This window comes from Paraburkholderia sejongensis (genome assembly GCF_020880815.1).
In the GTDB taxonomy this organism is placed as follows: Bacteria; Pseudomonadota; Gammaproteobacteria; order Burkholderiales; family Burkholderiaceae; genus Paraburkholderia; species Paraburkholderia sejongensis.
The window spans coordinates 401,580-422,242 of sequence record NZ_JAJITD010000001.1 but is presented as its reverse complement, the minus strand read 5'-3'; the positions used below and the strand labels follow the sequence as shown (position 1 = coordinate 422,242).

Below are 20,663 nucleotides of genomic sequence, written 5' to 3'. Positions count from 1 at the left end.
GCATTCATGACCCAGTCAACAGTCCCGTTTTTGCCGTTTGTCAAACCCGAGGTCGATGAGGAAACGATTCAGGGCGTCGCCGACGTGCTGCGTTCCGGCTGGATCACCACCGGTCCGCAGAACCAGAAGTTCGAGGCGGCGCTGTCCGAGTTCTGCGGCGGCCGTCCGGTGCGCACCTTCAATTCCGGCACCGCGACGCTCGAAATCGGCCTGCGCATCGCCGGCGTCGGTCCCGGCGACGAAGTGATCACGACGCCGGCCACCTGGGTGTCGACCTGCAACGTGATCCTCGAAACCGGTGCGACCCCGGTGTTTGCCGACATCGACCCGGTCACCCGCAACATCGATCTGAACCTGCTCGAAAAAGCGATCACGCCGCGCACCAAGGCGTTGCTGCCGGTGTTTCTGTCCGGCCTGCCGGTCGATATGGACCGGCTCTACGCGATCGCCCGCGCGCACAACCTGCGCGTGATCGAGGACGCCGCGCAGGCGTTCGGCTCGACGTGGAACGGCGAGCGTATCGGCAAGCTCGGCGACATCGTGTCGTTCAGCTTCCATGCGAACAAGAATCTGACGTCGGTCGAAGGCGGCGCGCTGGTGCTCAACAATGAGGACGAGGCGCTGCTCGCGCAGAAGTACCGGCTGCAGGGCATCACCCGCACCGGCTTCGACGGCATGGACTGCGACGTGCTCGGCGGCAAGTACAACCTGACCGACGTCGCCGCGCGGGTCGGCCTCGGCCAGCTGCCGCACCTCGAACGATTCATCGCGCAGCGCAGGAAGCTCGTGCGCGCGTACTTCGCGGGGCTCGAAGGCGGCGCCGCGGTGAAGCTCGGCGTCGGCCTGCCGGTCGCCGACTTCGAGAACAGCAACTGGCACATGTTCCAGATCACGCTGCCGCTCGAAAAACTGTCGATCGACCGCGCGGGCTTCATGGGCGAGCTCAAGGAGCGCGGCATCGGCTCCGGCGTGCACTATCCGGCGCTGCATCTGTTCACGCTGTATCGCGGGCTCGGTTTCAGGGAAGGCATGTTCCCGCACGCCGAGCGCTTCGGCGCGACCACGGTCACGCTGCCGCTGTTCACGCTGATGACACAAGCCGACGTCGAGCGCGTGTGCCGCGCGGTCAACGAAATTTGCGAACAATACGGAAAATAAGCGGACATGAGTTATACGCCATATCGCGCGGTCACCCCGGAGGTGTCGATCATCATCCCGGTGTACAACGAGGAAGCCGGACTGGCCGCGCTGTTCGCGCGCCTGTACCCGGCGCTCGACGCGCTCGGCACCGGTTACGAAGTGATCTTCATCAACGACGGCAGCCGCGACAAATCCGCCGCGCTGCTCGCCGAGCAGTTCCGCGCGCGTCCGGACACGACCCGGGTGATCCTGCTGAACGGCAACTACGGCCAGCACATGGCGATCCTCGCGGGCTTCGAACAGTCGCGCGGCGACATCGTGATCACGCTCGACGCCGACCTGCAGAATCCGCCGGAAGAAATCGGCAAGCTGGTCGCGAAGATGCGCGAAGGCTTCGACTATGTCGGCACGATCCGCCTGCAACGCCAGGACAGCCTGTGGCGGCGCAAGGCCTCGCGCGCGATGAACCAGCTGCGCGAGCGCATCACCCGCATCAAGATGACCGACCAGGGCTGCATGCTGCGCGCGTACAGCCGTCACATCATCGATACGATCAACCGCTGCGGCGAGATCAACACGTTCATTCCGGCGCTCGCCTACACGTTCGCGCAGAATCCGGTCGAGATCGAGGTCGCTCACGAAGAGCGCTTCGCCGGCGAATCGAAATATTCGCTGTACTCGCTGATCCGGCTCAATTTCGACCTCGTGACCGGCTTCTCGGTGGTGCCGCTGCAGTGGTTGTCGTTCATCGGCGTGATCCTGTCGCTCGGGTCCGCTGCGCTGTTCGTGCTGCTGCTGATTCGCCGCTTCATCATCGGCGCGGAAGTGCAAGGTGTGTTCACGCTGTTCGCGATCACCTTCTTCCTGCTCGGTGTGATCATTTTCGCGCTCGGGCTGCTCGGCGAATACATCGGCCGGATCTATCAGCAGGTGCGCGCGCGGCCGCGCTATCTGGTGCAGACCATTCTCGAAGAACGCGACGGTGTGCCCATTAGCCAGGCGCCGCGCGAAAGCGTCACGCAAGCGGCGGTGCAAGCCACTCCGCTCGCCGGCCAGGAGCCCATGCCATGAAGCCGCGCGCCGTCGTATTCGCGTATCACAACGTCGGCGTGCGCTGCCTGCAGGTGCTGCTCGCGCGCGGCGTCGACGTGGCGCTCGTCGTCACTCACGAAGACAACCCGAGCGAGAACATCTGGTTCGGCAGCGTCGCGTCGGTCGCGGCCGAGCACGGCATCCCGGTGCTGACGCCGGCCGACCCGAAAAGCGCGGAGTTGCGCGCCGCGGTGAGCGCGGCGCGGCCGGACTTCATCTTCTCGTTCTACTACCGGCACATGCTGCCGCTCGAGCTGCTGGCGCTCGCCGCACGGGGCGCTTACAACATGCACGGTTCGCTGCTGCCGAAGTACCGCGGCCGGGTGCCGACCAACTGGGCGGTGCTCAACGGCGAAACCGAAACCGGCGCGACGCTGCACGAGATGGCCGCCAAGCCCGACGCCGGCGCGATCATCGCGCAGACGCCGGTGCCGATCCTGCCCGACGACACCGCCGCGCAAGTTTTCGACAAGGTGACGGTGGCCGCCGAGCAGACGCTGTGGCGCGTGCTGCCGGCGCTGCTCGCCGGCGAGGCGCCGCATCTGCCGAACGATCTCGCGCACGGCAGCTACTACGGCGGGCGCAAACCGGAAGACGGCCGGATCGACTGGAGCCAGTCCGCGCAGCAGGTCTACAACCTGATCCGCGCGGTCGCGCCGCCCTATCCGGGCGCTTTCACGGAGGTGCACGGCCGCCGTCTGATCGTCGCGCGCGCGCGTCTGGCCACACCCGGCGCGCTCCGCTCGGATTTGCCGCCGGGCCTGCACGTAAGCGATAATGCCGTTTTTGCGATCTGCGGCGACGGCCGCGCGATCACCATCCACGAATTACGGCAGCAGCACGACGGCACAGAAACTGTCGTCAGTCCGGCGGAATTCGCCAAGCTCCTCCAAACTCCCCGACATTCATGAAAAAAGTCCTGATTCTGGGTGTGAACGGCTTTATCGGCCATCACCTGTCCAAACGCATTCTCGAAACGACCGATTGGGAAGTGTTCGGGATGGACATGCAGACCGAACGCCTGGGCGACCTCGTCAATCATGAGCGGATGCACTTCTTCGAAGGCGACATCACGATCAACAAGGAATGGGTCGAATATCACATCCGCAAGTGCGATGTGATTCTGCCGCTGGTCGCAATCGCCACGCCCGCCACTTACGTGAAGCAGCCGCTGCGCGTGTTCGAACTCGACTTCGAGGCGAACCTGCCGATCGTGCGCTCCGCGGTCAAGTACGGCAAGCACCTGGTGTTTCCGTCGACCTCCGAGGTCTACGGGATGTGCACGGACGAGCAGTTCGATCCGGAAGAGTCGCAACTGTCGTACGGCCCGATCAACAAGCCGCGCTGGATCTACGCGTGCTCGAAGCAGCTGATGGACCGCGTGATCTGGGGCTACGGGATGGAAGGCCTGAACTTCACGCTGTTCCGCCCGTTCAACTGGATCGGCCCGGGCCTCGACTCGATCTACACGCCGAAGGAAGGCAGCTCGCGGGTGGTCACGCAGTTCCTCGGCCATATCGTGCGCGGCGAGAACATCAGCCTCGTCGACGGCGGCGCGCAAAAACGCGCGTTCACCGACATCGACGACGGCATCAGCGCGCTGATGAAGATCATCGAGAACAAGAACGGCGTCGCGACCGGCAAGATCTACAACATCGGCAATCCGACCAACAACTTCTCGGTGCGCGAGCTCGCGCACAAGATGCTCGCGCTGGCCGCCGAATTCCCCGAATACGCGGCGATGGCCAAGCAGGTGCAACTGGTCGAAACGTCGTCGGGCGCGTACTACGGCAACGGCTACCAGGACGTGCAGAACCGCGTGCCGAAGATCGACAACACGATGCAGGAACTCGGCTGGAAGCCGACCTCGACGTTCGACGAAGCGCTGCGCAAGATTTTCGAAGCGTATCGCGGCCACGTCGCCGAAGCCCGCGCGCTCGTCGAACAGCAATAAGAGCGCGGCCTTGGCTCGCATCGTCCTGAAGATCGACGTCGACACGCTGCGCGGCACCCGCGAAGGCGTGCCGAATCTCGCCCGCATCTTCGACCGCTTCAAGGCGCGCGCCACCTTCCTCTTCAGCCTCGGCCCCGACCACACCGGTTGGGCGATGCGCCGCGTGCTGCGGCCGGGCTTTCTGAAGAAGGTGTCGCGCACGTCGGTGGTCGAGCACTACGGCATCCGCCAGCTGATGTACGGCGTGCTGCTGCCCGGTCCCGACATCGGCGCGAAGGCCGCGGCCGAGATGCGGGCGATCCACGAAGCCGGCTTCGAGTGCGGCATTCATACGTGGGACCACGTGTACTGGCAGGACAACGTGCGCTCGAAAGACCGCGCGTGGACTGCGCGGCAGATGCAGCACAGCCACGAGCGCTTCGTCGAAGTGTTCGGCGCGCCGCCGGTCACGCACGGCGCCGCCGGCTGGCAGATGAACGGCCACGCGTTCGAGCAGATCGACGCGTGGGGCATGCGCTATGCGTCCGACGGCCGTGGCCACTCGCCGTATCTGCCGGTGGTCGAAGGCCGCACGCTCAATCACGTGCAACTGCCCACCACGCTGCCGACGCTCGACGAGGTGCTCGGCGTCGACGGCGTCGACACGCACAACGTTGCCGCGTGGCTGCTCAGGCACACCGAAAACAACCCGCACGATCAGGTGTTCACGCTGCACGCGGAACTCGAAGGCCAGAAGCTCGCGCCGATTTTCGAACAGCTACTGGAAGGCTGGCGCGCGCAGGGTCACACGTTCGCGACGATGGGCGATTACTACGCCACGCTAGACCGCGACACGCTGCCATCGTACCCTGTTACGTGGGGCGAAATTCCGGGGCGCTCGGGCGAGCTGATCGTCCAGCCCTGAGCCGGACGGGCCGCCGGTTGCGCTGCCCCCGCCATCCGCACCCCGAACAACAACAACCTCGACGACAGACCGGCCGACGCTGCGACAGCTAGCGGCGCCGGCCCCAACAACCGGAGAACCTCGTGTCCATCGCAGTCGACCAACCCATCCCCGACTTCACCGCCCCCGCGACCGGCGGCGAAATCACGCTGTCCAGGCTGCGGGGCAAGAAGGTGGTGCTGTATTTCTATCCGAAGGACAACACGCCGGGCTGCACGACCGAAGGTCTGCAGTTCCGCGATCTGTATCCGAAGTTCAGGAAAGCCGGCGCGGAAGTGCTCGGCGTGTCGCGCGACAGCCTGCGTTCGCACGAGAATTTCAAGGCCAAGCTCGAACTGCCGTTCCCGCTGATTTCGGATCCCGAAGAGACGCTGTGCGCACTCTTCTCCGTCATCAAAATGAAGAAAATGTATGGCAAGGAAGTGCGCGGAATCGAGCGTTCGACGTTCCTGATCGACGCCGAAGGGGTGCTTCGCCAGGTGTGGCGCGGCGTCAAGGTGCCGGGTCACGTCGACGAAATTCTGGAGGCTGTACAAGCGCTTTGAGGCGCGTTATATTGGGCCGCAATGAGTGCCTGTCCACCCCACAATATTCTGCGCTGCGCCAGTTCCGACGGCCGCTTGACCGGATCCACCGGTGCCGTTCGGAGCGTGAGGCGCAACGCGAGCATCGTAGTCGAGCCGCTTGCCCCTAATGCCGGGGCGGCGGCTTTTTTAATTGCGCCCGGCCGTCCGTTCATTGCGCCGCGCGCTTCCGTCAAGGAGCCTATCGAAGACCAGGCGAACCGGCATCTCTAGACCGAATGCGCGCCTCCTCGCGCAGACTGTGCGTCCCATGAGGGCGCCGGCAGAATGCGACGGGCGGCGCACGATATGTGACCCGATTATTTCGAGGGAAACCATGCCTTTGCCTACTCCCCCCAGCAAGCTCGGCAATCTTTTGTCGCCTGACGAATACAAGGCCAAAGCCACAACGCCCGCGCGCGCCGCCGCGAAAAAAACGGCGCGTGAAGGGGAATCCGCAGAGCCGGCCGATTACGGCCGCGCCAATGTCGCCACACCGATGGCGCATGCCGCCAATGCGGCGACCACGTTGCGCCCGGTGCCGGCCGTCGAGCCGGTGCCCGCCGCGCAGCCCGCCCCGGCCCGCGGCCGCAAGACCAAACAGACCGCTGCGCTGTTGCAGCCGGTCCCCGCTGCGCGCCCGCAAGCCGAGGCCGATGCGGCCGCTGCCGGACTGGACGCGCAGCCCGTCGTCGCGCGCGCGCCGTCGGCGAAACAACCCACTGCCGAAGCCGCCGCCCCTGTCGCGGCAACCGGCACCACGCGCAAGAAACGCGGCGCGAGTGCCGCGCCGGTCGAGATCCAGAAGCTGTTCGTGCTCGACACCAACGTGCTGATGCACGATCCGAGCTGCCTGTTCCGCTTCGAGGAACACGACGTCTATCTGCCGATGATGACGTTGGAGGAGCTCGACAACCACAAGAAGGGCATGTCGGAAGTCGCGCGTAACGCGCGTCAGGTGAGCCGCACGCTCGACCAGCTGGTCGCCAATGCCGGCGACATGGCCGAGGGCATTTCGCTCGCACGCCTCGGCAGTCGCGAAGCGTCCGGCCGGCTGTTCTTCCAGACCAAGCTGACCGCGATCGAGCCGGTCGAAGGCCTGCCCGAAGGCAAGGCCGACAACCAGATCCTCGGTGTGGTGCGCGCGTTGCAGCGCGATCGCACGGATCGCCAGGTCGTGCTGGTGTCGAAAGACATCAACATGCGCATCAAGGCGCACGCACTCGGCCTGCCCGCCGAAGACTACTTCAACGATCAGGTGCTCGAGGACAGCGATCTGCTGTATTCGGGGGTGCGCGCGCTGCCGCAGGATTTCTGGACCCGGCACGCGAAGGGCATGGAAAGCTGGCAGGACACCAAGACCGGTACCACGTACTACCGGGTCACGGGTCCGCTGTGCGCATCGATGCTGGTCAACGAGTTCGTCTATCTCGAACCGCAGAACGGCGAGCCGGCGTTTCACGCGCTGGTGCGCGAGCTGAACGGCAAGACCGCATTGCTGCAGACGTTGCGTGATTACGGTCATCACAAGAACAACGTGTGGGGGATCACCGCGCGCAATCGCGAGCAGAACTTCGCGCTGAACCTGTTGATGAATCCGGAAATCGACTTCGTCACGCTGCTCGGCCAGGCCGGCACCGGCAAGACGCTGGTCGCGCTCGCCGCGGGCCTCGCGCAGGTGCTCGACGACAAGCGCTACAACGAGATCATCGTGACGCGCGCGACGGTGCCGGTCGGCGAAGACATCGGCTTCCTGCCGGGTACCGAGGAAGAAAAGATGCAGCCGTGGATGGGCGCATTCGACGACAACCTCGAAGTGCTGCAGAAAACCGACGACGCGGCCGGCGAATGGGGCCGCGCGGCGACCCAGGAGCTGATCCGCTCGCGCCTGAAGATCAAGAGCATGAACTTCATGCGCGGCCGGACCTTCGTCGACAAGTATCTGATCATCGACGAGGCGCAGAACCTGACGCCCAAGCAGATGAAGACGCTGGTCACGCGCGCGGGCCCGGGCACGAAGATCATTTGCCTCGGCAATATCGCGCAGATCGATACGCCGTACCTGACCGAAGGCAGTTCGGGGCTCACTTACGTGGTCGACCGCTTCAAGGGTTGGGCGCATAGCGGGCACGTGACGCTGGCGCGCGGCGAACGCTCGCGTCTGGCCGATTACGCGTCGGAAATTCTGTAAGGTCTAGCGCCGTTATTGCTGTAAAGCCGCGTCCGGGTTGCGCCGGACGCGGCTTTTTTATTGTCTCGCGCGTTCGCCCGGTGCGTGCCGTGCCGGCAACAGTTAGCGCGTAAACCTCAAGTAATTTATCAACAATTCTTGCGACACCCTTGTCGGGCGGCTACCATCCCGACATCGTCAGTGAGTAAACGGGTGTTTACCCCGTTCCGTTTTCATGCGCCGACTCGCCCTTTCGCTGCTCCCCGTTCTGCTGCTCGCCGCCTGCGCCGGCGCGCCGCAAAAGAGCGCGCGCGGCTCCGGCGGCGTGGTCGTCGCGAACGGCGCGTATCGTGCGCCACCGCCCGGCTTCCCGCACTTCGTCGATCGCAGCATCGGCCGCGAGGAAATTTCGATTCAGGCGATGGGCCTCGTCGGCGTGCCGTACCGCTGGGGCGGCAATACGCCCGATAGCGGCTTCGATTGCAGCGGCCTCGTGCGCTATGTGGTGCTGCGCGCGGCGTCGGTGAATCTGCCGCGCACCACCGCCGAGATGAGCGGGCGCGGCGAGTCGATCGAGCCGGACGGGATCGCCCCCGGCGATCTGATCTTCTTCAATACGACCGGGCGCGCGCATTCGCACGTCGGTATCTACGTGGGCAAGCTGCGCTTCGTGAATGCGCCGTCGACCGGCGGCACGGTGCGGCTCGACTATCTGACCAACCCTTACTGGGCGAAGCGGTTCGACGGGATTCGGCGGGTCGCGGGACCTGCCGCGACACCAACGCCGTTCGATGCGCCGAGCTATCAGGCAGCCGCGCCTGGGGCGGCGACCAGTGTTGCGGCGGGGTCGCCCGGGTCATCGGGAGATGTGGGCGCTGCCGGCGTGACGGGTGCGGCCGGCATGGCCAGCGCCACGGCGCCTATGGCGAAGGCCGCAGCACAAGCGCCGCTTTATGCTGGCGAGTCGGCGCAAACAGCGCGCGGCGATTTCGCCTCTCGCCCGCCTCCGACAACTGCCGCCCAGGCGACCTTCATCCCGACCACCGCATTGACTGCCGCTCAGGCTGAGCAGTTCGAATCGTCGCCGCCCGGACTGAGCGCCGCGCAATTGCAGGCGCGCTCCGCAGGCACCGTGTCGCCGGTCGTCGCGCCCTCCGCGCAAGCGAGCATGTATGAAGCCGGCTCGCCAGCGGCCCAACGCACCCAGCCTGTCGCCCCTGCCTCGCTAACGGGGCGCACCGCCACCCCGGCCGGGGCGACCGCCACGACCGGAACCAGCGCACCCGACGCGATCGATGCCGCCGCCGACGCCTTCGAACCGCCCCCACCCGCCGCCGTGGCGGCGCGTCAGGCCCAGCAGGCGCAACAGGCTCCACAGGGTGAAAGCGGCAACGGCGTGCAATTGATGCGTGCTTCGACGACTTCGCGCGGCATTGCCGCGCCGACCCACACCAGCGACGATCCGATCGCCCGCTTCGCGAACGGCGGTTACTGACGAGCGCGCGGGTTTTCGGGTCAACCGCCGCCGCGCCGATCTGCTATCGTCATCGATATTCTTTTGACCGCGGGTGGCGACGATGGAACTTGGGCTCAAAGACAAGGTGGTGCTGATCACAGGCGGCAGCAAAGGCATCGGCTTCGCATGCGCCCGCGCGTTCGCGCGCGAAGGCGCGAAAGTTGCGATCGTGTCGCGCGACCCCGCCAACCTGGCGCGCGCGTACGAGCAGCTGAAAGAGGAAGGCTTCCACGTGCACCGCACCCGCGCCGATCTGCACGAGCCGCACAGCGCCGCCGATATCGTCGAGGAAGTGAGCACCGCGGTGGGCCCGATCGACGTGCTGATCAACAGCGCCGGCGCCGCGCGCCGCTACGACCCGGAAACGCTCGACGCCGACGCGTTCCGCGCGACGATGGAAGCGAAATATTTCCCCTACATCTACCCGCAACAAGAAGTGCTGCGCCGGATGGCCGAACGCGCGAAGGCCGGCGGCGGCGAGCCCGGCACGATCGTCAACATCATCGGGATGGGCGGCAAGATTGCGAGCGACATCCATATCGCGGGCGGCGCGGCCAACGCCGCGCTGATGCTCGCGACCGTCGGCCTCGCGCACTACTACGCGCGCTACGGCATCCGCATCAACGCGATCAATCCGGGCTCGACGCTCACGGAACGCGTCGAGGAAGCGGTCAGGCTCGAGGCGACGCAACAGGGCATCGGCAATGAGGAAGCGCTCGCGCGCGGTCAGGCGAAGGTGCCGCTCGGGCGCTACGCGAAGCCGGAGGAAATCGCCGACGTCGCGCTGTTTCTCGCAAGCCGTCGCGCGAGCTACGTGACCGGCGCGGTCATCCCGATGGATGGCGGCAGCGCGCCGCTGATCTGAACGAACCGCGAAGCGCCATGCGCGCGCTCGCCGCGAAAGCGGCGAAATCGCGCGTTGGACGGTACACCCGGAAGGGAAGGAAACGTTGCGATACAGCAGGCGGCTCCAGTGCCGTAACCTGCGCGCGCTGCTCAGCGGCGCAGGCCCTATCGCAAGGTATCTGAGGAGGCGTTACAGAAAATGGTGGCCTAGCCACCAGGCGGCGCCGGACAGGATCGCGGAGGCCGGAATCGTCAGAATCCACGCCCACACGATATTGCCCGCCACGCCCCAGCGCACCGCGCTCAGCTTCTGAGTCGCACCGACGCCGACGATCGCGCCGGTAATCGTATGCGTGGTGGACACCGGGATCCCGAGCGCGGACGCGGTAAACAGCGTCAGCGCACCGCCCGCCTCCGCGCAGAAGCCGCCGACCGGCTTGAGCTTGGTGATCTTCTGGCCCATCGTGCGCACGATTCGCCAGCCGCCGAACAGCGTGCCGAGACCCATCGACAGATAGCAGCCGCCGATCACCCACAGCGGCGGCGCATCCGCGTTCAGCGACGCGAAACCGGTGGCGATCAGCAGCATCCAGATAATGCCGATGGTTTTCTGCGCGTCGTTGCCGCCGTGCCCGAGGCTATAGAGGCCCGCGGACAGCAGTTGCAGGCGGCGAAAGCGCCGGTCGACCTTGCTCGGCGGCGTGCGGAAATACAGCCACGACACCAGCAGCATGAAAAACGAGCCGAGGACGAAACCGAGCAGCGGCGAGATGAAGATGAACGCGACGGTCTTCATCAGCCCGTCCATGTTCAGCGAGCCCCAGCCGGACTTCGCGAGCGCCGCACCGACGAGCCCGCCGATCAGCGCATGCGACGAACTGGACGGAATCCCGTAGTGCCATGTGATGATGTTCCACGCGATCGCGCCGACCAGCGCGCCGAAGATCACGTAGTGGTCGACGATGCCCGGGTCGATGGTGCCCTTGCCGACCGTCGCGGCCACCTTCAGGTGGAACACGAAGTACGCAATGACGTTGAACGCCGCCGCGAACGCCACCGCCTGCTGCGGCTTCAGCACGCCGGTCGAAACGACCGTGGCGATCGAATTCGCGGCGTCGTGAAAGCCGTTCATGAAGTCGAACACGAGCGCGATAGCGACCAGGCCGGCGACGACCCAGATAGCGAGTTGGATCGATTGCATTATGCGTTTTCCAGCACGATGCCTTCGATGATGTTCGCCACATCCTCACATTTGTCCGTAATCGTTTCGAGCAGCTCGTAGATCGCCTTGAGCTTGATCAGGACCTTGACGTCGTCTTCCTCGCGGAACAGCTTCGACATCGCCGCACGCAACACGCGATCGGCTTCCGATTCGAGCCGGTCGATGTCTTCGCAAGCTTTCAGGATCTGGCTCGCCTGCTTCATGTCCGCCAGCAGACTGACCGCGAACTGCACCCGCTCGCTGGTCGCCGTGCAGATATGCGCGAGCTGGCTCGCCTCCGACGTGACCGACTGCACGTCGTACAGCGAAATCGCGGTTGCGACGTCCTCCATCAGGTCGAGGATGTCGTCCATCGTCGTGATCAGCTTGTGGATCTCGTCGCGGTCGAGCGGCGTGATGAAAGTCTTGTGCAGCAGGTCGATGCATTCGTGCGTGAGTTTGTCGGCCGCTTTTTCGGCCTTCTGCACGTTCTGCTTGTGGGTTTCGGCGTCCTGCAGATTGTCGATCAGCAGCTCGAGTTCACGGCTCGCCGAGACGATGCACGTTGCGTGCGAATTGAAAATATCAAAAAACTTGCCCTCGGTGGGCATGAATCGACCGAACATTGGGATCCTGGAAATGGGTCACGTGATGGCTGACATAAAACCGCCACATTGTACCGTCGTGTAACCGATGTCGCACTTTTGACAACGCTGTTACAACAAATGGGCGACGTCGCGTCGCCCTCTCGCGAGACGGATGGGACCGGGGTGTGTCACTCGCCGCCGTAGAAATTCTGCGCGCCGGCGAAATTGTCAAACTTCGTGTATTGGCCGTGGAACGTCAACCGAACCGGCCCGATCGGGCCATTACGCTGCTTACCGATAATGATCTCCGCGGTGCCCTTGTCCGGGCTGTCGGGGTTATACACCTCGTCGCGATAAATGAACAGGATCACGTCCGCATCCTGCTCGATAGCGCCCGACTCGCGCAGGTCCGACATGATCGGCCGCTTGTTCGGGCGCTGCTCGAGACCGCGGTTCAGCTGCGACAACGCGATCACCGGCACGTCGAGTTCTTTCGCGAGACTCTTCAGCGAGCGCGAGATTTCGGAGATTTCGGTCGCGCGGTTTTCACCGGACGACGAGCCGCTCATCAGCTGCAGGTAGTCGATGATGATCAGCCCGAGCTTGCCGCACTGCCGCGACAACCGGCGCGCGCGCGAGCGCAGTTCCATCGGATTCAGACCGCCGGTTTCGTCGATGAAGATCTGCGCCTCGCTCATTTTCTGCACCGCGTGCGTGAGCTTGGGCCAATCCTCGTCGGTCAGGCGCCCGGTTCGCATCCGATGCTGATCGAGCCGGCCGACCGAGCCGAGCATACGCATCGTCAGTTGGGTGCCCGGCATTTCCATCGAGAACACCGCGACAGGCAACCCGTACTCGACTGCGACGTATTCGCCGATGTTCATCGAGAACGCGGTTTTACCCATCGACGGACGGCCCGCGACGATGATCAGTTCGCCGCCGTGCATCCCCGAGGTCATGCGATCCAGATCGACGAAGCCGGTCGGCGTGCCGGTCACATCGCTCGGATTCGCGGTGTGATACAGCGTGTCGATCCGCTCGACCACTTCGGTGAGCAGCGGGCCGATTTCGAGGAAGCCCTGGGTGCCGCGCGCGCCGTCCTCGGCGATCGAAAACACCTTCGATTCGGCTTCGTCGAGCAGTTGCCGGACTTCCTTGCCCTGCGGGTTGAACGCGTCGGCGGAGATTTCATCGGCGACCGACACCAGCCGGCGCAGCACCGCGCGATCGCGCACGATTTCCGCGTAGCGGCGGATATTGGCCGCGCTCGGCGTGTTCTGCGCGAGCGCGTTCAGGTAAGCGAGCCCGCCGACGTCTTCCGCTTTGCCCGAAGTGCCGAGCGCTTCGTACACGGTCACCACGTCGGCAGGACGCGTGGCGGCGATCAGCTTGCCGATGTGTTCGAAGATGATGCGGTGGTCGTAGCGGTAAAAGTCGCTTTGGGCGAGGAAGTCGGCGATGCGATCCCATGCGCCGTTGTCGAGCAACAGGCCGCCCAGCACCGATTGCTCGGCCTCGATCGAATGCGGGGGGACTTTCAGCGACTCGAGTTGGGGGTCTTTTGGCGGTGCGTTCATGGAGTGGAATTATCGGGTAATCCGGCGGCCGGGGCGAGCGAAAAACGGCGGAAACGGACGCAAAAAAGCAGGGGCCGGTCACCCGGCCCCTGCTCTTCGCCAACGATCTACTGCTGGCTGATCCTTCTAATGCTTAGCCGCGGTCGGCTTAGACGTGCTCGCCGATCACAGCGACCGTCACATCGACGAGAACGTCGGTGTGCAGCGCGACCTGAACCGGGTGCTCGCCAACCATCTTCAGCGGGCCTTCCGGCAGACGCACTTGCGCCTTTTCCACTGCGAAGCCTTGCTTGCCCAGTGCTTCAGCGATGTCGGCGTTGGTCACCGAACCGAACAGACGGCCGTCGACGCCAGCCTTCTGATTGATCTGAACCGTCTGACCTGCCAGCTTTTCGCCTTGAGCTTGAGCGGCTGCCAGCTTTTCAGCGGCGATCTTTTCGAGTTCCGCGCGGCGCACTTCGAATTCAGCCAGGGCTTCCTTCGTTGCACGGCGAGCTTTCTTGTTCGGGATCAGGAAGTTACGTGCGTAACCGTCCTTGACTTTGACGATATCGCCCAGGTTGCCCAGATTGACGACTTTTTCCAGAAGAATGATTTGCATTCGGATGCTCCTTATCGCGTCGTCGGGTTAGGCCTTGTGCTGGTCGGTGTACGGCACCAGCGCGAGGAAACGCGCGCGCTTGATGGCCGTGTCCAGCTGGCGTTGATAATGCGCCTTGGTACCCGTGAGACGTGCCGGCGTGATCTTGCCGTTCTCGCCGATGAAGTCCTTCAGCGTTTCGATGTCTTTGTAGTCGATGTATTCGACGCCAGCAGCCGTGAAACGGCAGAACTTCTTGCGCTTGAAGAGCGGGTTCTGTTGCTGACGACGCTTGTCGAATTTCTTACCAGTCGGGCGGGGCATGATTAGTCCTTTCCAATGTCCTGCAATGCTGTGATGTGAAATACCAGAGTGCGTGCGTTACGGTGCTTTTTCGCCAGAAAGCCTGTGAAGAGCGTTTCGACGCCCATCTGACAGCTTTCGAGCTGACCGCTCGCTGCGCCCGCGGCTACCGCCTCGACGGTCAGTTCGACCTGACGGGCAATGCCCGCCTCGACGACTTCCGTGCGGTGGTGCAACGTGCAGCTTGCAATCGGAACGCCGGCGGGGGTGTACCGCACCGCTGCGCGTTCGACGACGCTTGCCGTAAGTTGCAGCCGGTTCATGTACGTGATTTACCTGTGTACGTGAGCGACAGCGACGCTACGCGTCTGGCAGCTTAAATAGTGTGTCTTAAGCCTGCGCTTCGGTCGGCTGAGCTGCTGCCGACTTCTTGGCTTCTTCGCGCTGCACTTCCTTCATCATCGGCGACGGGCCGGTTTCGGCTTTCTTCATCTTGACGATCAGGTGACGCAGAACGGCGTCGTTGAACTTGAACGCGTGTTCCAGCTCGTCGAGCGTGGTCTGGTCGCATTCGATGTTCATGCAGACGTAGTGAGCCTTCGCGAGTTTCTCGATCATGTAGGCCAGTTGGCGACGGCCCCAGTCTTCGACGCGGTGGATCTGACCACCGTGCGACGTGATCGTGCTCTTGTAACGCTCGATCATGGCGGGCACTTGCTCGCTTTGATCGGGATGCACGATAAAGACGATTTCGTAATGACGCATTACACACTCCTTGTGGATTAAAGCCGCCCGGGCGTCGGAACCGGTGCGGCAAGTGAGAAGCCCAAGACTATAACCCGGATGGGGACGGGTTGCAAGGTATTACGCTCGGGCGACTGCGGAATCGGGTGTGTTTTCAAGGGTTTAGGGCGAGGTCTTGGTCCGCTCGATGCGATTGTCGCGTTCGCGCGGTTGCGAATGCTCCAACCTCCTTGCTACCGGCGCGCCTTTCCCCCGCTACCGGCGCGCCCTCAGCCCGCCTCCGTGCGCTCGCTGCCGGCCTGCAGGCGCGCCTTCAGCGCGGCTTCGAGGCCGCTCAGTGCATCGGGGGCGGCGTCGGAAATCGCCCACCACGTCATGCCCGCCGCGTCCCAATGCGCAATCGAATAACCGTCGCGCTCGAGCGCCGCGGGCAGCGCGCCGCCGCGCAGCGCGCCTTGCGGAAACACGTACACGTCGATCACGTGCTTCTGATAACGGTACACCAGCACCGCCACCCGCTGATGCGCGAGGTAGTCGAGGCGGCCGCCCTGCAGAGCGAAGCCGGCTGCCGCCAGGTCCTCGACCGGCGGCGCATAGTCGAGCTTGCCGTTGAACCACGGCTTGACCGTGTGCCGGTCGGTCGAAATCACATCGATGTCGCGGCCCGACACCTGCGCGCGCACGTGGCTTTCGACCAGTTCGTCGGTGAATGGCGCGGATTCGGTGGGACGATGCAGCGTTAGCGTGACGACTGCGGCCGCGCACAATGCGATCACGAGTGCGGCGAGGCCGCCTCGTGTAGCTGCGCGGGTCGCGCCGCCGGTGGCGAGCGGGCCACCGAGGACGCCCCAGCCTCCGAAGCCGTCGCGCGAGCCGGTCGCACCGCGCGAACCGTCGCGACCGTCAGACTCGCCCGAACCGCGTCGGCGGCCGCCTAACCACGCGAGCCACGACGCCCCGCGACGCGGGCGCGGCGACTCGGGTTCCGGCGCGGCGGTGCCTGCCGTGCCTGCCGTGCCTGCCGTGCCTGCCGTGCCTGCCGTGCCTGCCGTGCCGATGCCGATGCCGGTCGCCGCGCCCGTGCTACCCGCGCCAGCAAACTCATCCGCCGGTGCCTGTGCGGCGCCTTCATTCCGAATCCGTGCCGTGGCCGACACCGCGGGACCTTCATCGACCGTCGCCGGCAGGCCCGCCACGATCCGTGCGCGCAGCGACGTCGGCGCCCGGTGATACGGCGCCGCGCGCAGCACTGCGCTCAACACGCGCAGGTTCTCGCTGGCGCGCCGGCAGTCGGCGCAGCTCTCGATATGCTGCTGGACCCGGCGCGCGTCGGGCGCCGGCAATTCGTGATCGGCGTTCGCATCGAGGAGCGGCCGCGCTTCGTTACAGTCCATCGGGCGTCTCCTGGGCGGAACCGGCGGCAGCGCCGGGGTGGTTAGCGGGCCGGCCGTCGGCGAACGTCCGGAGTTGGGTGACCGTCGCGGTCGCGGGTGAAGCGATTGTGGACGACGCGGCGCGGTCATCGCGGTAGCTGTCGCCGTCACCGTGGCGGCTTTCGCGGCCGTCGCGCCCTTCACGGCCGCGCTTGTCGCCGCTGCGCGCGAGCGGCTTCGAGCGTTGCCCGGCACCGGTTTCCTGCTGCGCGCCCTGCGCCGCGCCCGCCCCCGGCCCGCCCCGCGCCGTGCCCCGCCCGCCGCCTGCCGGCGACGCTCCTGCGCCCCGCTGCGCGAGCAGCACCTCGGCGAGCTTGCGCCGCCCGCGCGCGAGCCGCGACATCACCGTGCCGATCGGCACGTCGGCGACTACCGCGATCTCCCGATACCCCATCTCCTCGAGCTCGCGCAGGATCAGCACCTCGCGATACTCGACCGGCAGCCGCGCCAGCGCTTCATGCACTTCGCGCGCATCTTCATCGCGGATCAGCAGCGTCTGCGGATCGTCGCCGCCGGCGCTCCAGCCGTCGAGCGTCGCGTCGTCCATCGTTTCGTCGAATTCGAGCATGTCGTGCGACGGCGCTCGCCGCCGCCATTCGGTGTACCAGGTGCGGCGCACGATCGCGAGCAGCCACGGCCGCGCGGAGTCGCCGCGAAACGTATCGAAAAAGCGGAACGCGCGCATGAACGCCTCCTGCACGACGTCCTCGGCATCGTTCGGGTTGCCGCACAGCCAGCGCGCGAGGTTGTACGCGGCGTCCAGATGCGGCAGCGCAAGCTGCTGGAAGCGGCGGCTTCTGGCGGCATCCGCAGCGGCGTCGGCATCGGCATCGGCATCGGCATCGGCGTCGACGTTCGGCGCGCCGCGCGCGCGGGCATCGTCGGGGGCGTCTGAATCGGTCTGGACCACGTGGGCCCTCCAAAGACATGGCGGGTGCATCGTGCGGGCCGTCGCTTTGCGGCAGTTCGCGCGCGACGTTCCTTTCCTCGCATAACCGGCCTTGCGCCGAGTTTATTCCCACCTCACGCGCACGTTCGCCAAAAGATCGGTAAGACGAACCAATCGAGGGCGCAGCAACAAGCCGCGCGGACCGGACACCCCCGCTAATAAGAAGCCCGATTCCAATATCCGTCGCTCGCGTACACCTCTTTCAGATAGTCGATGAAATACCGCACCCTGGCCGGCACATAGCGCTGCTGCGGATACACCGCGAGGATGTCGTAATCGGGCAGCGCGTACTCGTCGAGCACCGTTTCCAGCTCGCCGCACGCGAGTTGCCGCTGGATTTCCCACGTCGAGCGCCAGCCGAGCCCGAGTCCTTCGGACACCCAACGATGCAGCAGCTCGCCGTCATTGCAGTCGAGCGTACCGCCGACCCGCACCGTCGCCAGCTTGCCATTGCGGCGGAAATACCAGCCGCGGTTCTGGCCGCCTTGCAGATTGAACGCGAGACAGTTGTGCGCGGGCAGATCTTCGAGCGTCTTCGGCCTGCCGTGGCGGCGGAAGTACTCGGGCGTGCCGCACACCACGCGCCGGTTCGCCGCGAGCTTCACCGCGACGAAGTTCGGGTCGACCGCGCCGCCGATCCGGATCGAAAGGTCATAGCCCTCGCGCACCAGATCGACGACCCGGTCGGTCAGATTGAACGACATCTGCAATTCCGGCTTGCCGGCGAGAAAGGCCGGCGCGAGCGGCGCGACGTGCTTGCGACCGAACGCGGCTGGCGCCGATACGATCAGATGGCCGCTCACCGCGCGCCGCCCCGCGCTCAGCTCGTTCTCCGCCTGGTCCCATTCGGCCAGCAGCCCGCGGCAGCGTTCGAGAAACGCGGCGCCGTCCTCGCTGACGACGAGCCGGCGGGTCGTGCGGTACATCAGCTTCACGCCGAGGCGCTTTTCGAGCGCATCGATGCGCCGCCCGAGAATCACCGGCGACACGCCCTCTTCCAGCGCCGCGGCCGCGAGGCTGCCGGCATCGGCGACCCGCACGAAGGTTTCGATCTGTTTGAAGCGGTCCATCGTCGTCTCCTGCCTGTCTCCGGGGTGTCTCTGGCGTGCGGCTCCGCCGGCCGCCGCGTCGCCCGCCATTCAATACTTTTTGTTTCGAAATAAGCGACCCGGACTGATCTTATCAAACCTTTATCGCAGCCCTAAAGTGTCCCTCAACAGATTCGTTTACCGACATTGAGGAGACATCCATGGCCAAGATGAGAGCCATCGACGCAGCGGTTCTGGTGCTCGAAAAAGAAGGCATCGATACCGCCTTCGGCGTGCCCGGCGCCGCGATCAACCCGTTCTATTCGGCGATGCGCAAAGCCGGCGGCATCAGCCACGTGCTCGCGCGCCATGTGGAGGGCGCCTCGCACATGGCCGAGGGCTATACGCGGGCGCGGCCAGGCAACATCGGCGTGTGCATCGGCACGTCGGGCCCGGCCGGCACCGACATGATCACCGGTTTGTACTCCGCCCAGGCCGACTCGATTCCTATTCTCGCTATCACGGGTCAGGCACCGCGCGCGCGTCTGTACAAGGAAGACTTCCAGGCGGTCGATATCGAATCGATCGCGAAGCCGGTCACCAAGTGGGCGGTCACGGTGCGCGAGCCGGCGCTGGTGCCGCGCGTGTTCCAGCAGGCATTTCACCTGATGCGTTCGGGCCGCCCGGGTCCGGTGCTGGTCGATCTGCCGATCGACGTGCAGCTCGCCGAAATCGAATTCGACATCGACACCTACGAACCGCTGCCGGTCTACAAGCCGAAGGCGACGCGCAAGCAGATCGAAGCGGCGCTCACGCTGCTCGACGCGGCCGACAAGCCGTTGATCGTGTCCGGCGGCGGCGTGCTGAACGCGGCGGCGGAAGACCTGCTCGTGCAGTTCGCCGAGATCGTCGGCGTGCCGGTGATCCCGACGCTGATGTCGTGGGGCGCGATTGCCGACGACCATCCGTTGATGGCCGGCATGGTCGGTCTGCAAACCTCGCATCGCTACGGCAACGCGACGATGCTCGCCTCCGACTTCGTGCTCGGCATCGGCAATCGCTGGGCCAATCGCCACACCGGCAGCATCGACGTCTATACGAAGGGCCGCAAGTTCGTCCACGTCGATATCGAACCGACGCAGATCGGCCGCGTGTTCGGACCGGATCTGGGCATCGTGTCGGATGCGAAGGCCGCGCTCGAACTGTTCGTCGAAGTCGCGAGCGAATGGAAAGCGGCCGGCAAGCTGAAGGACCGCGCCGCGTGGGTCGCCGAGTGCCGCCAACGCAAGCAGACGATGCAGCGCAAGACCCACTTCGACAACGTGCCGATCAAGCCGCAGCGCGTGTACGAGGAGATGAACCAGGTGTTCGGCCGCGATACCTGCTACGTGAGCACGATCGGTCTGTCGCAGATCGCCGCCGCGCAGTTCCTGCACGTGTACAAGGCGCGCAACTGGATCAACTGCGGCCAGGCGGGCCCGCTCGGCTGGACCATTCCGGCGGCGCTGGGCGTGCGCGCAGCCGATCCGCAACGGCCGATCGTCGCGCTGTCGGGCGACTACGACTTCCAGTTCATGATCGAAGAGCTCGCCGCCGGCGCGCAATTCAAGCTGCCGTACGTGCATGTGGTCGTGAACAACTCGTACCTCGGGCTGATCCGCCAGGCGCAGCGCGCGTTCGAAATGGACTACTGCGTACAGCTCGGCTTCGAGAACATCAACTCGCCGCAGACCAACGGCTATGGCGTCGATCACGTCGCGGTCGCCGAAGGTCTCGGCTGCAAGGCGATCCGCGTGTTCAAGCCGGAAGAGCTGAAGCCGGCGCTGCAAAAAGCGCAGTCGATGCTCAGCGAGTTCAACGTGCCGGTGATCGTCGAAGTGATCCTCGAGCGCGTGACCAACATCTCGATGGGCACCGAAATCGATGCGATCAACGAGTTCGAGGAACTCGCCGAAAAACGCGCGGATGCGCCGACCGCGGTCAGCCTGCTCGATTGACGATCACTGCCCCGCGCGCCATTTTCCGACCGACCTGAGA

20 protein-coding genes are annotated in these 20,663 nt (G+C 65.0%); 10 read left to right on the top strand and 10 right to left on the bottom strand.

From position 1 onward, the window contains the following. Nucleotides 1-6 precede the first annotated feature (6 nt). From LJ656_RS01780 to LJ656_RS01740, 9 genes are all read left to right on the top strand, one after another. Nucleotides 7-1,158 carry a DegT/DnrJ/EryC1/StrS family aminotransferase gene (locus LJ656_RS01780; RefSeq protein ID WP_230507556.1) on the top strand — a complete coding sequence of 384 codons (1,152 nt, stop codon included), beginning with the start codon at nucleotides 7-9 and terminating at the stop codon, nucleotides 1,156-1,158. A gap of 6 nt (nucleotides 1,159-1,164) precedes the next feature. Beyond that, a complete protein-coding gene (locus LJ656_RS01775; protein WP_230507555.1) occupies nucleotides 1,165-2,211 on the top strand; it encodes a glycosyltransferase in 1,047 nt (348 codons plus the stop codon). Further along, on the top strand, nucleotides 2,208-3,143 hold the full coding sequence (locus LJ656_RS01770) for a formyltransferase (RefSeq protein WP_230507554.1): 936 nt from the start codon (nucleotides 2,208-2,210) through the stop codon (nucleotides 3,141-3,143). Before LJ656_RS01775 ends, LJ656_RS01770 begins: the two co-directional genes overlap by 4 nt. Further along, nucleotides 3,140-4,186, top strand: coding sequence for a bifunctional UDP-4-keto-pentose/UDP-xylose synthase (locus LJ656_RS01765; protein ID WP_230507553.1), 1,047 nt, complete (start codon nucleotides 3,140-3,142; stop codon nucleotides 4,184-4,186). The genes LJ656_RS01770 and LJ656_RS01765 overlap by 4 nt, the downstream gene beginning before the upstream one ends. Nucleotides 4,187-4,196: 10 nt before the next feature. Beyond that, complete coding sequence (locus tag LJ656_RS01760; protein ID WP_230507552.1) at nucleotides 4,197-5,090, top strand: polysaccharide deacetylase family protein; 894 nt, start codon at nucleotides 4,197-4,199, stop codon at nucleotides 5,088-5,090. 122 nt (nucleotides 5,091-5,212) lie between these two features. Continuing rightward, the gene (locus tag LJ656_RS01755) at nucleotides 5,213-5,674 is read left to right on the top strand and encodes a peroxiredoxin (RefSeq protein WP_230507551.1); all 462 of its coding nucleotides are present in this window, start codon (nucleotides 5,213-5,215) and stop codon (nucleotides 5,672-5,674) included. Nucleotides 5,675-6,029: 355 nt separating this feature from the next. Continuing rightward, nucleotides 6,030-7,883: a PhoH family protein gene (locus LJ656_RS01750; RefSeq protein ID WP_230507550.1), complete on the top strand. Its 1,854-nt coding sequence runs from the start codon at nucleotides 6,030-6,032 to the stop codon at nucleotides 7,881-7,883. Nucleotides 7,884-8,097: 214 nt separating this feature from the next. Next, the gene (locus LJ656_RS01745; RefSeq protein ID WP_230507549.1) at nucleotides 8,098-9,357 is read left to right on the top strand and encodes a C40 family peptidase; all 1,260 of its coding nucleotides are present in this window, start codon (nucleotides 8,098-8,100) and stop codon (nucleotides 9,355-9,357) included. Between the two features lie 82 nt (nucleotides 9,358-9,439). After that, nucleotides 9,440-10,243: an SDR family oxidoreductase gene (locus LJ656_RS01740; protein ID WP_230507548.1), complete on the top strand. Its 804-nt coding sequence runs from the start codon at nucleotides 9,440-9,442 to the stop codon at nucleotides 10,241-10,243. Between the two features lie 171 nt (nucleotides 10,244-10,414). Here the strand turns inward: LJ656_RS01740 and LJ656_RS01735 are convergent, their stop codons facing one another. From LJ656_RS01735 to LJ656_RS01690, 10 genes are all read right to left on the bottom strand, one after another. Then, nucleotides 10,415-11,425: an inorganic phosphate transporter gene (locus LJ656_RS01735; protein ID WP_230507547.1), complete on the bottom strand. Its 1,011-nt coding sequence runs from the start codon at nucleotides 11,423-11,425 to the stop codon at nucleotides 10,415-10,417. After that, the gene (locus tag LJ656_RS01730) at nucleotides 11,425-12,051 is read right to left on the bottom strand and encodes a DUF47 domain-containing protein (protein ID WP_230507546.1); all 627 of its coding nucleotides are present in this window, start codon (nucleotides 12,049-12,051) and stop codon (nucleotides 11,425-11,427) included. The genes LJ656_RS01735 and LJ656_RS01730 overlap by 1 nt, the downstream gene beginning before the upstream one ends. A gap of 149 nt (nucleotides 12,052-12,200) precedes the next feature. After that, nucleotides 12,201-13,589, bottom strand: a complete 1,389-nt coding sequence (locus LJ656_RS01725; protein WP_230507545.1) for a replicative DNA helicase — start codon at nucleotides 13,587-13,589, stop codon at nucleotides 12,201-12,203. Nucleotides 13,590-13,737: 148 nt separating this feature from the next. Further along, complete coding sequence (gene rplI, locus LJ656_RS01720) at nucleotides 13,738-14,190, bottom strand: 50S ribosomal protein L9 (RefSeq protein WP_230507544.1); 453 nt, start codon at nucleotides 14,188-14,190, stop codon at nucleotides 13,738-13,740. Nucleotides 14,191-14,217: 27 nt separating this feature from the next. Continuing rightward, complete coding sequence (gene rpsR, locus LJ656_RS01715) at nucleotides 14,218-14,493, bottom strand: 30S ribosomal protein S18 (RefSeq protein WP_013588504.1); 276 nt, start codon at nucleotides 14,491-14,493, stop codon at nucleotides 14,218-14,220. A gap of 2 nt (nucleotides 14,494-14,495) precedes the next feature. Continuing rightward, nucleotides 14,496-14,795: a primosomal replication protein N gene (gene priB, locus LJ656_RS01710; protein WP_230507543.1), complete on the bottom strand. Its 300-nt coding sequence runs from the start codon at nucleotides 14,793-14,795 to the stop codon at nucleotides 14,496-14,498. 67 nt (nucleotides 14,796-14,862) lie between these two features. Beyond that, a complete protein-coding gene (gene rpsF / locus LJ656_RS01705) occupies nucleotides 14,863-15,237 on the bottom strand; it encodes a 30S ribosomal protein S6 (RefSeq protein WP_013089311.1) in 375 nt (124 codons plus the stop codon). A 248-nt stretch (nucleotides 15,238-15,485) separates the two neighbouring features. After that, nucleotides 15,486-16,610, bottom strand: coding sequence for an anti-sigma factor family protein (locus LJ656_RS01700; protein ID WP_230507542.1), 1,125 nt, complete (start codon nucleotides 16,608-16,610; stop codon nucleotides 15,486-15,488). Next, nucleotides 16,600-17,559 (bottom strand): RNA polymerase sigma factor, encoded by a 960-nt coding sequence (locus tag LJ656_RS01695; protein ID WP_230507541.1) that lies wholly within the window; start codon nucleotides 17,557-17,559, stop codon nucleotides 16,600-16,602. Before LJ656_RS01695 ends, LJ656_RS01700 begins: the two co-directional genes overlap by 11 nt. A 194-nt stretch (nucleotides 17,560-17,753) precedes the next feature. Beyond that, on the bottom strand, nucleotides 17,754-18,668 hold the full coding sequence (locus tag LJ656_RS01690) for a substrate binding domain-containing protein (protein WP_230507540.1): 915 nt from the start codon (nucleotides 18,666-18,668) through the stop codon (nucleotides 17,754-17,756). 179 nt (nucleotides 18,669-18,847) lie between these two features. On the opposite strand from LJ656_RS01690, the gene gcl reads away from it, so the two are divergent. Next, a complete protein-coding gene (gene gcl, locus LJ656_RS01685) occupies nucleotides 18,848-20,623 on the top strand; it encodes a glyoxylate carboligase (protein ID WP_230507539.1) in 1,776 nt (591 codons plus the stop codon). Nucleotides 20,624-20,663: the final 40 nt, after the last annotated feature.

Excerpts from the sequence above, each read along its gene's own strand:
- LJ656_RS01780 (WP_230507556.1), top strand. The coding sequence starts at position 7 with ATGACCCAGTCAACAGTCCCGTTTTTGCCGTTTGTCAAACCCGAGGTC.
- LJ656_RS01775 (WP_230507555.1), top strand. The coding sequence starts at position 1,165 with ATGAGTTATACGCCATATCGCGCGGTCACCCCGGAGGTGTCGATCATC.
- LJ656_RS01770 (WP_230507554.1), top strand. The coding sequence starts at position 2,208 with ATGAAGCCGCGCGCCGTCGTATTCGCGTATCACAACGTCGGCGTGCGC.
- LJ656_RS01765 (WP_230507553.1), top strand. The coding sequence starts at position 3,140 with ATGAAAAAAGTCCTGATTCTGGGTGTGAACGGCTTTATCGGCCATCAC.
- LJ656_RS01750 (WP_230507550.1), top strand. The coding sequence starts at position 6,030 with ATGCCTTTGCCTACTCCCCCCAGCAAGCTCGGCAATCTTTTGTCGCCT.
- LJ656_RS01745 (WP_230507549.1), top strand. The coding sequence starts at position 8,098 with ATGCGCCGACTCGCCCTTTCGCTGCTCCCCGTTCTGCTGCTCGCCGCC.
- LJ656_RS01740 (WP_230507548.1), top strand. The coding sequence starts at position 9,440 with ATGGAACTTGGGCTCAAAGACAAGGTGGTGCTGATCACAGGCGGCAGC.
- LJ656_RS01735 (WP_230507547.1), bottom strand. The coding sequence starts at position 11,425 with ATGCAATCGATCCAACTCGCTATCTGGGTCGTCGCCGGCCTGGTCGCT.
- LJ656_RS01730 (WP_230507546.1), bottom strand. The coding sequence starts at position 12,051 with ATGTTCGGTCGATTCATGCCCACCGAGGGCAAGTTTTTTGATATTTTC.
- LJ656_RS01725 (WP_230507545.1), bottom strand. The coding sequence starts at position 13,589 with ATGAACGCACCGCCAAAAGACCCCCAACTCGAGTCGCTGAAAGTCCCC.
- rplI (WP_230507544.1), bottom strand. The coding sequence starts at position 14,190 with ATGCAAATCATTCTTCTGGAAAAAGTCGTCAATCTGGGCAACCTGGGC.
- rpsR (WP_013588504.1), bottom strand. The coding sequence starts at position 14,493 with ATGCCCCGCCCGACTGGTAAGAAATTCGACAAGCGTCGTCAGCAACAG.
- priB (WP_230507543.1), bottom strand. The coding sequence starts at position 14,795 with ATGAACCGGCTGCAACTTACGGCAAGCGTCGTCGAACGCGCAGCGGTG.
- rpsF (WP_013089311.1), bottom strand. The coding sequence starts at position 15,237 with ATGCGTCATTACGAAATCGTCTTTATCGTGCATCCCGATCAAAGCGAG.
- LJ656_RS01700 (WP_230507542.1), bottom strand. The coding sequence starts at position 16,610 with ATGGACTGTAACGAAGCGCGGCCGCTCCTCGATGCGAACGCCGATCAC.
- LJ656_RS01690 (WP_230507540.1), bottom strand. The coding sequence starts at position 18,668 with ATGGACCGCTTCAAACAGATCGAAACCTTCGTGCGGGTCGCCGATGCC.
- gcl (WP_230507539.1), top strand. The coding sequence starts at position 18,848 with ATGGCCAAGATGAGAGCCATCGACGCAGCGGTTCTGGTGCTCGAAAAA.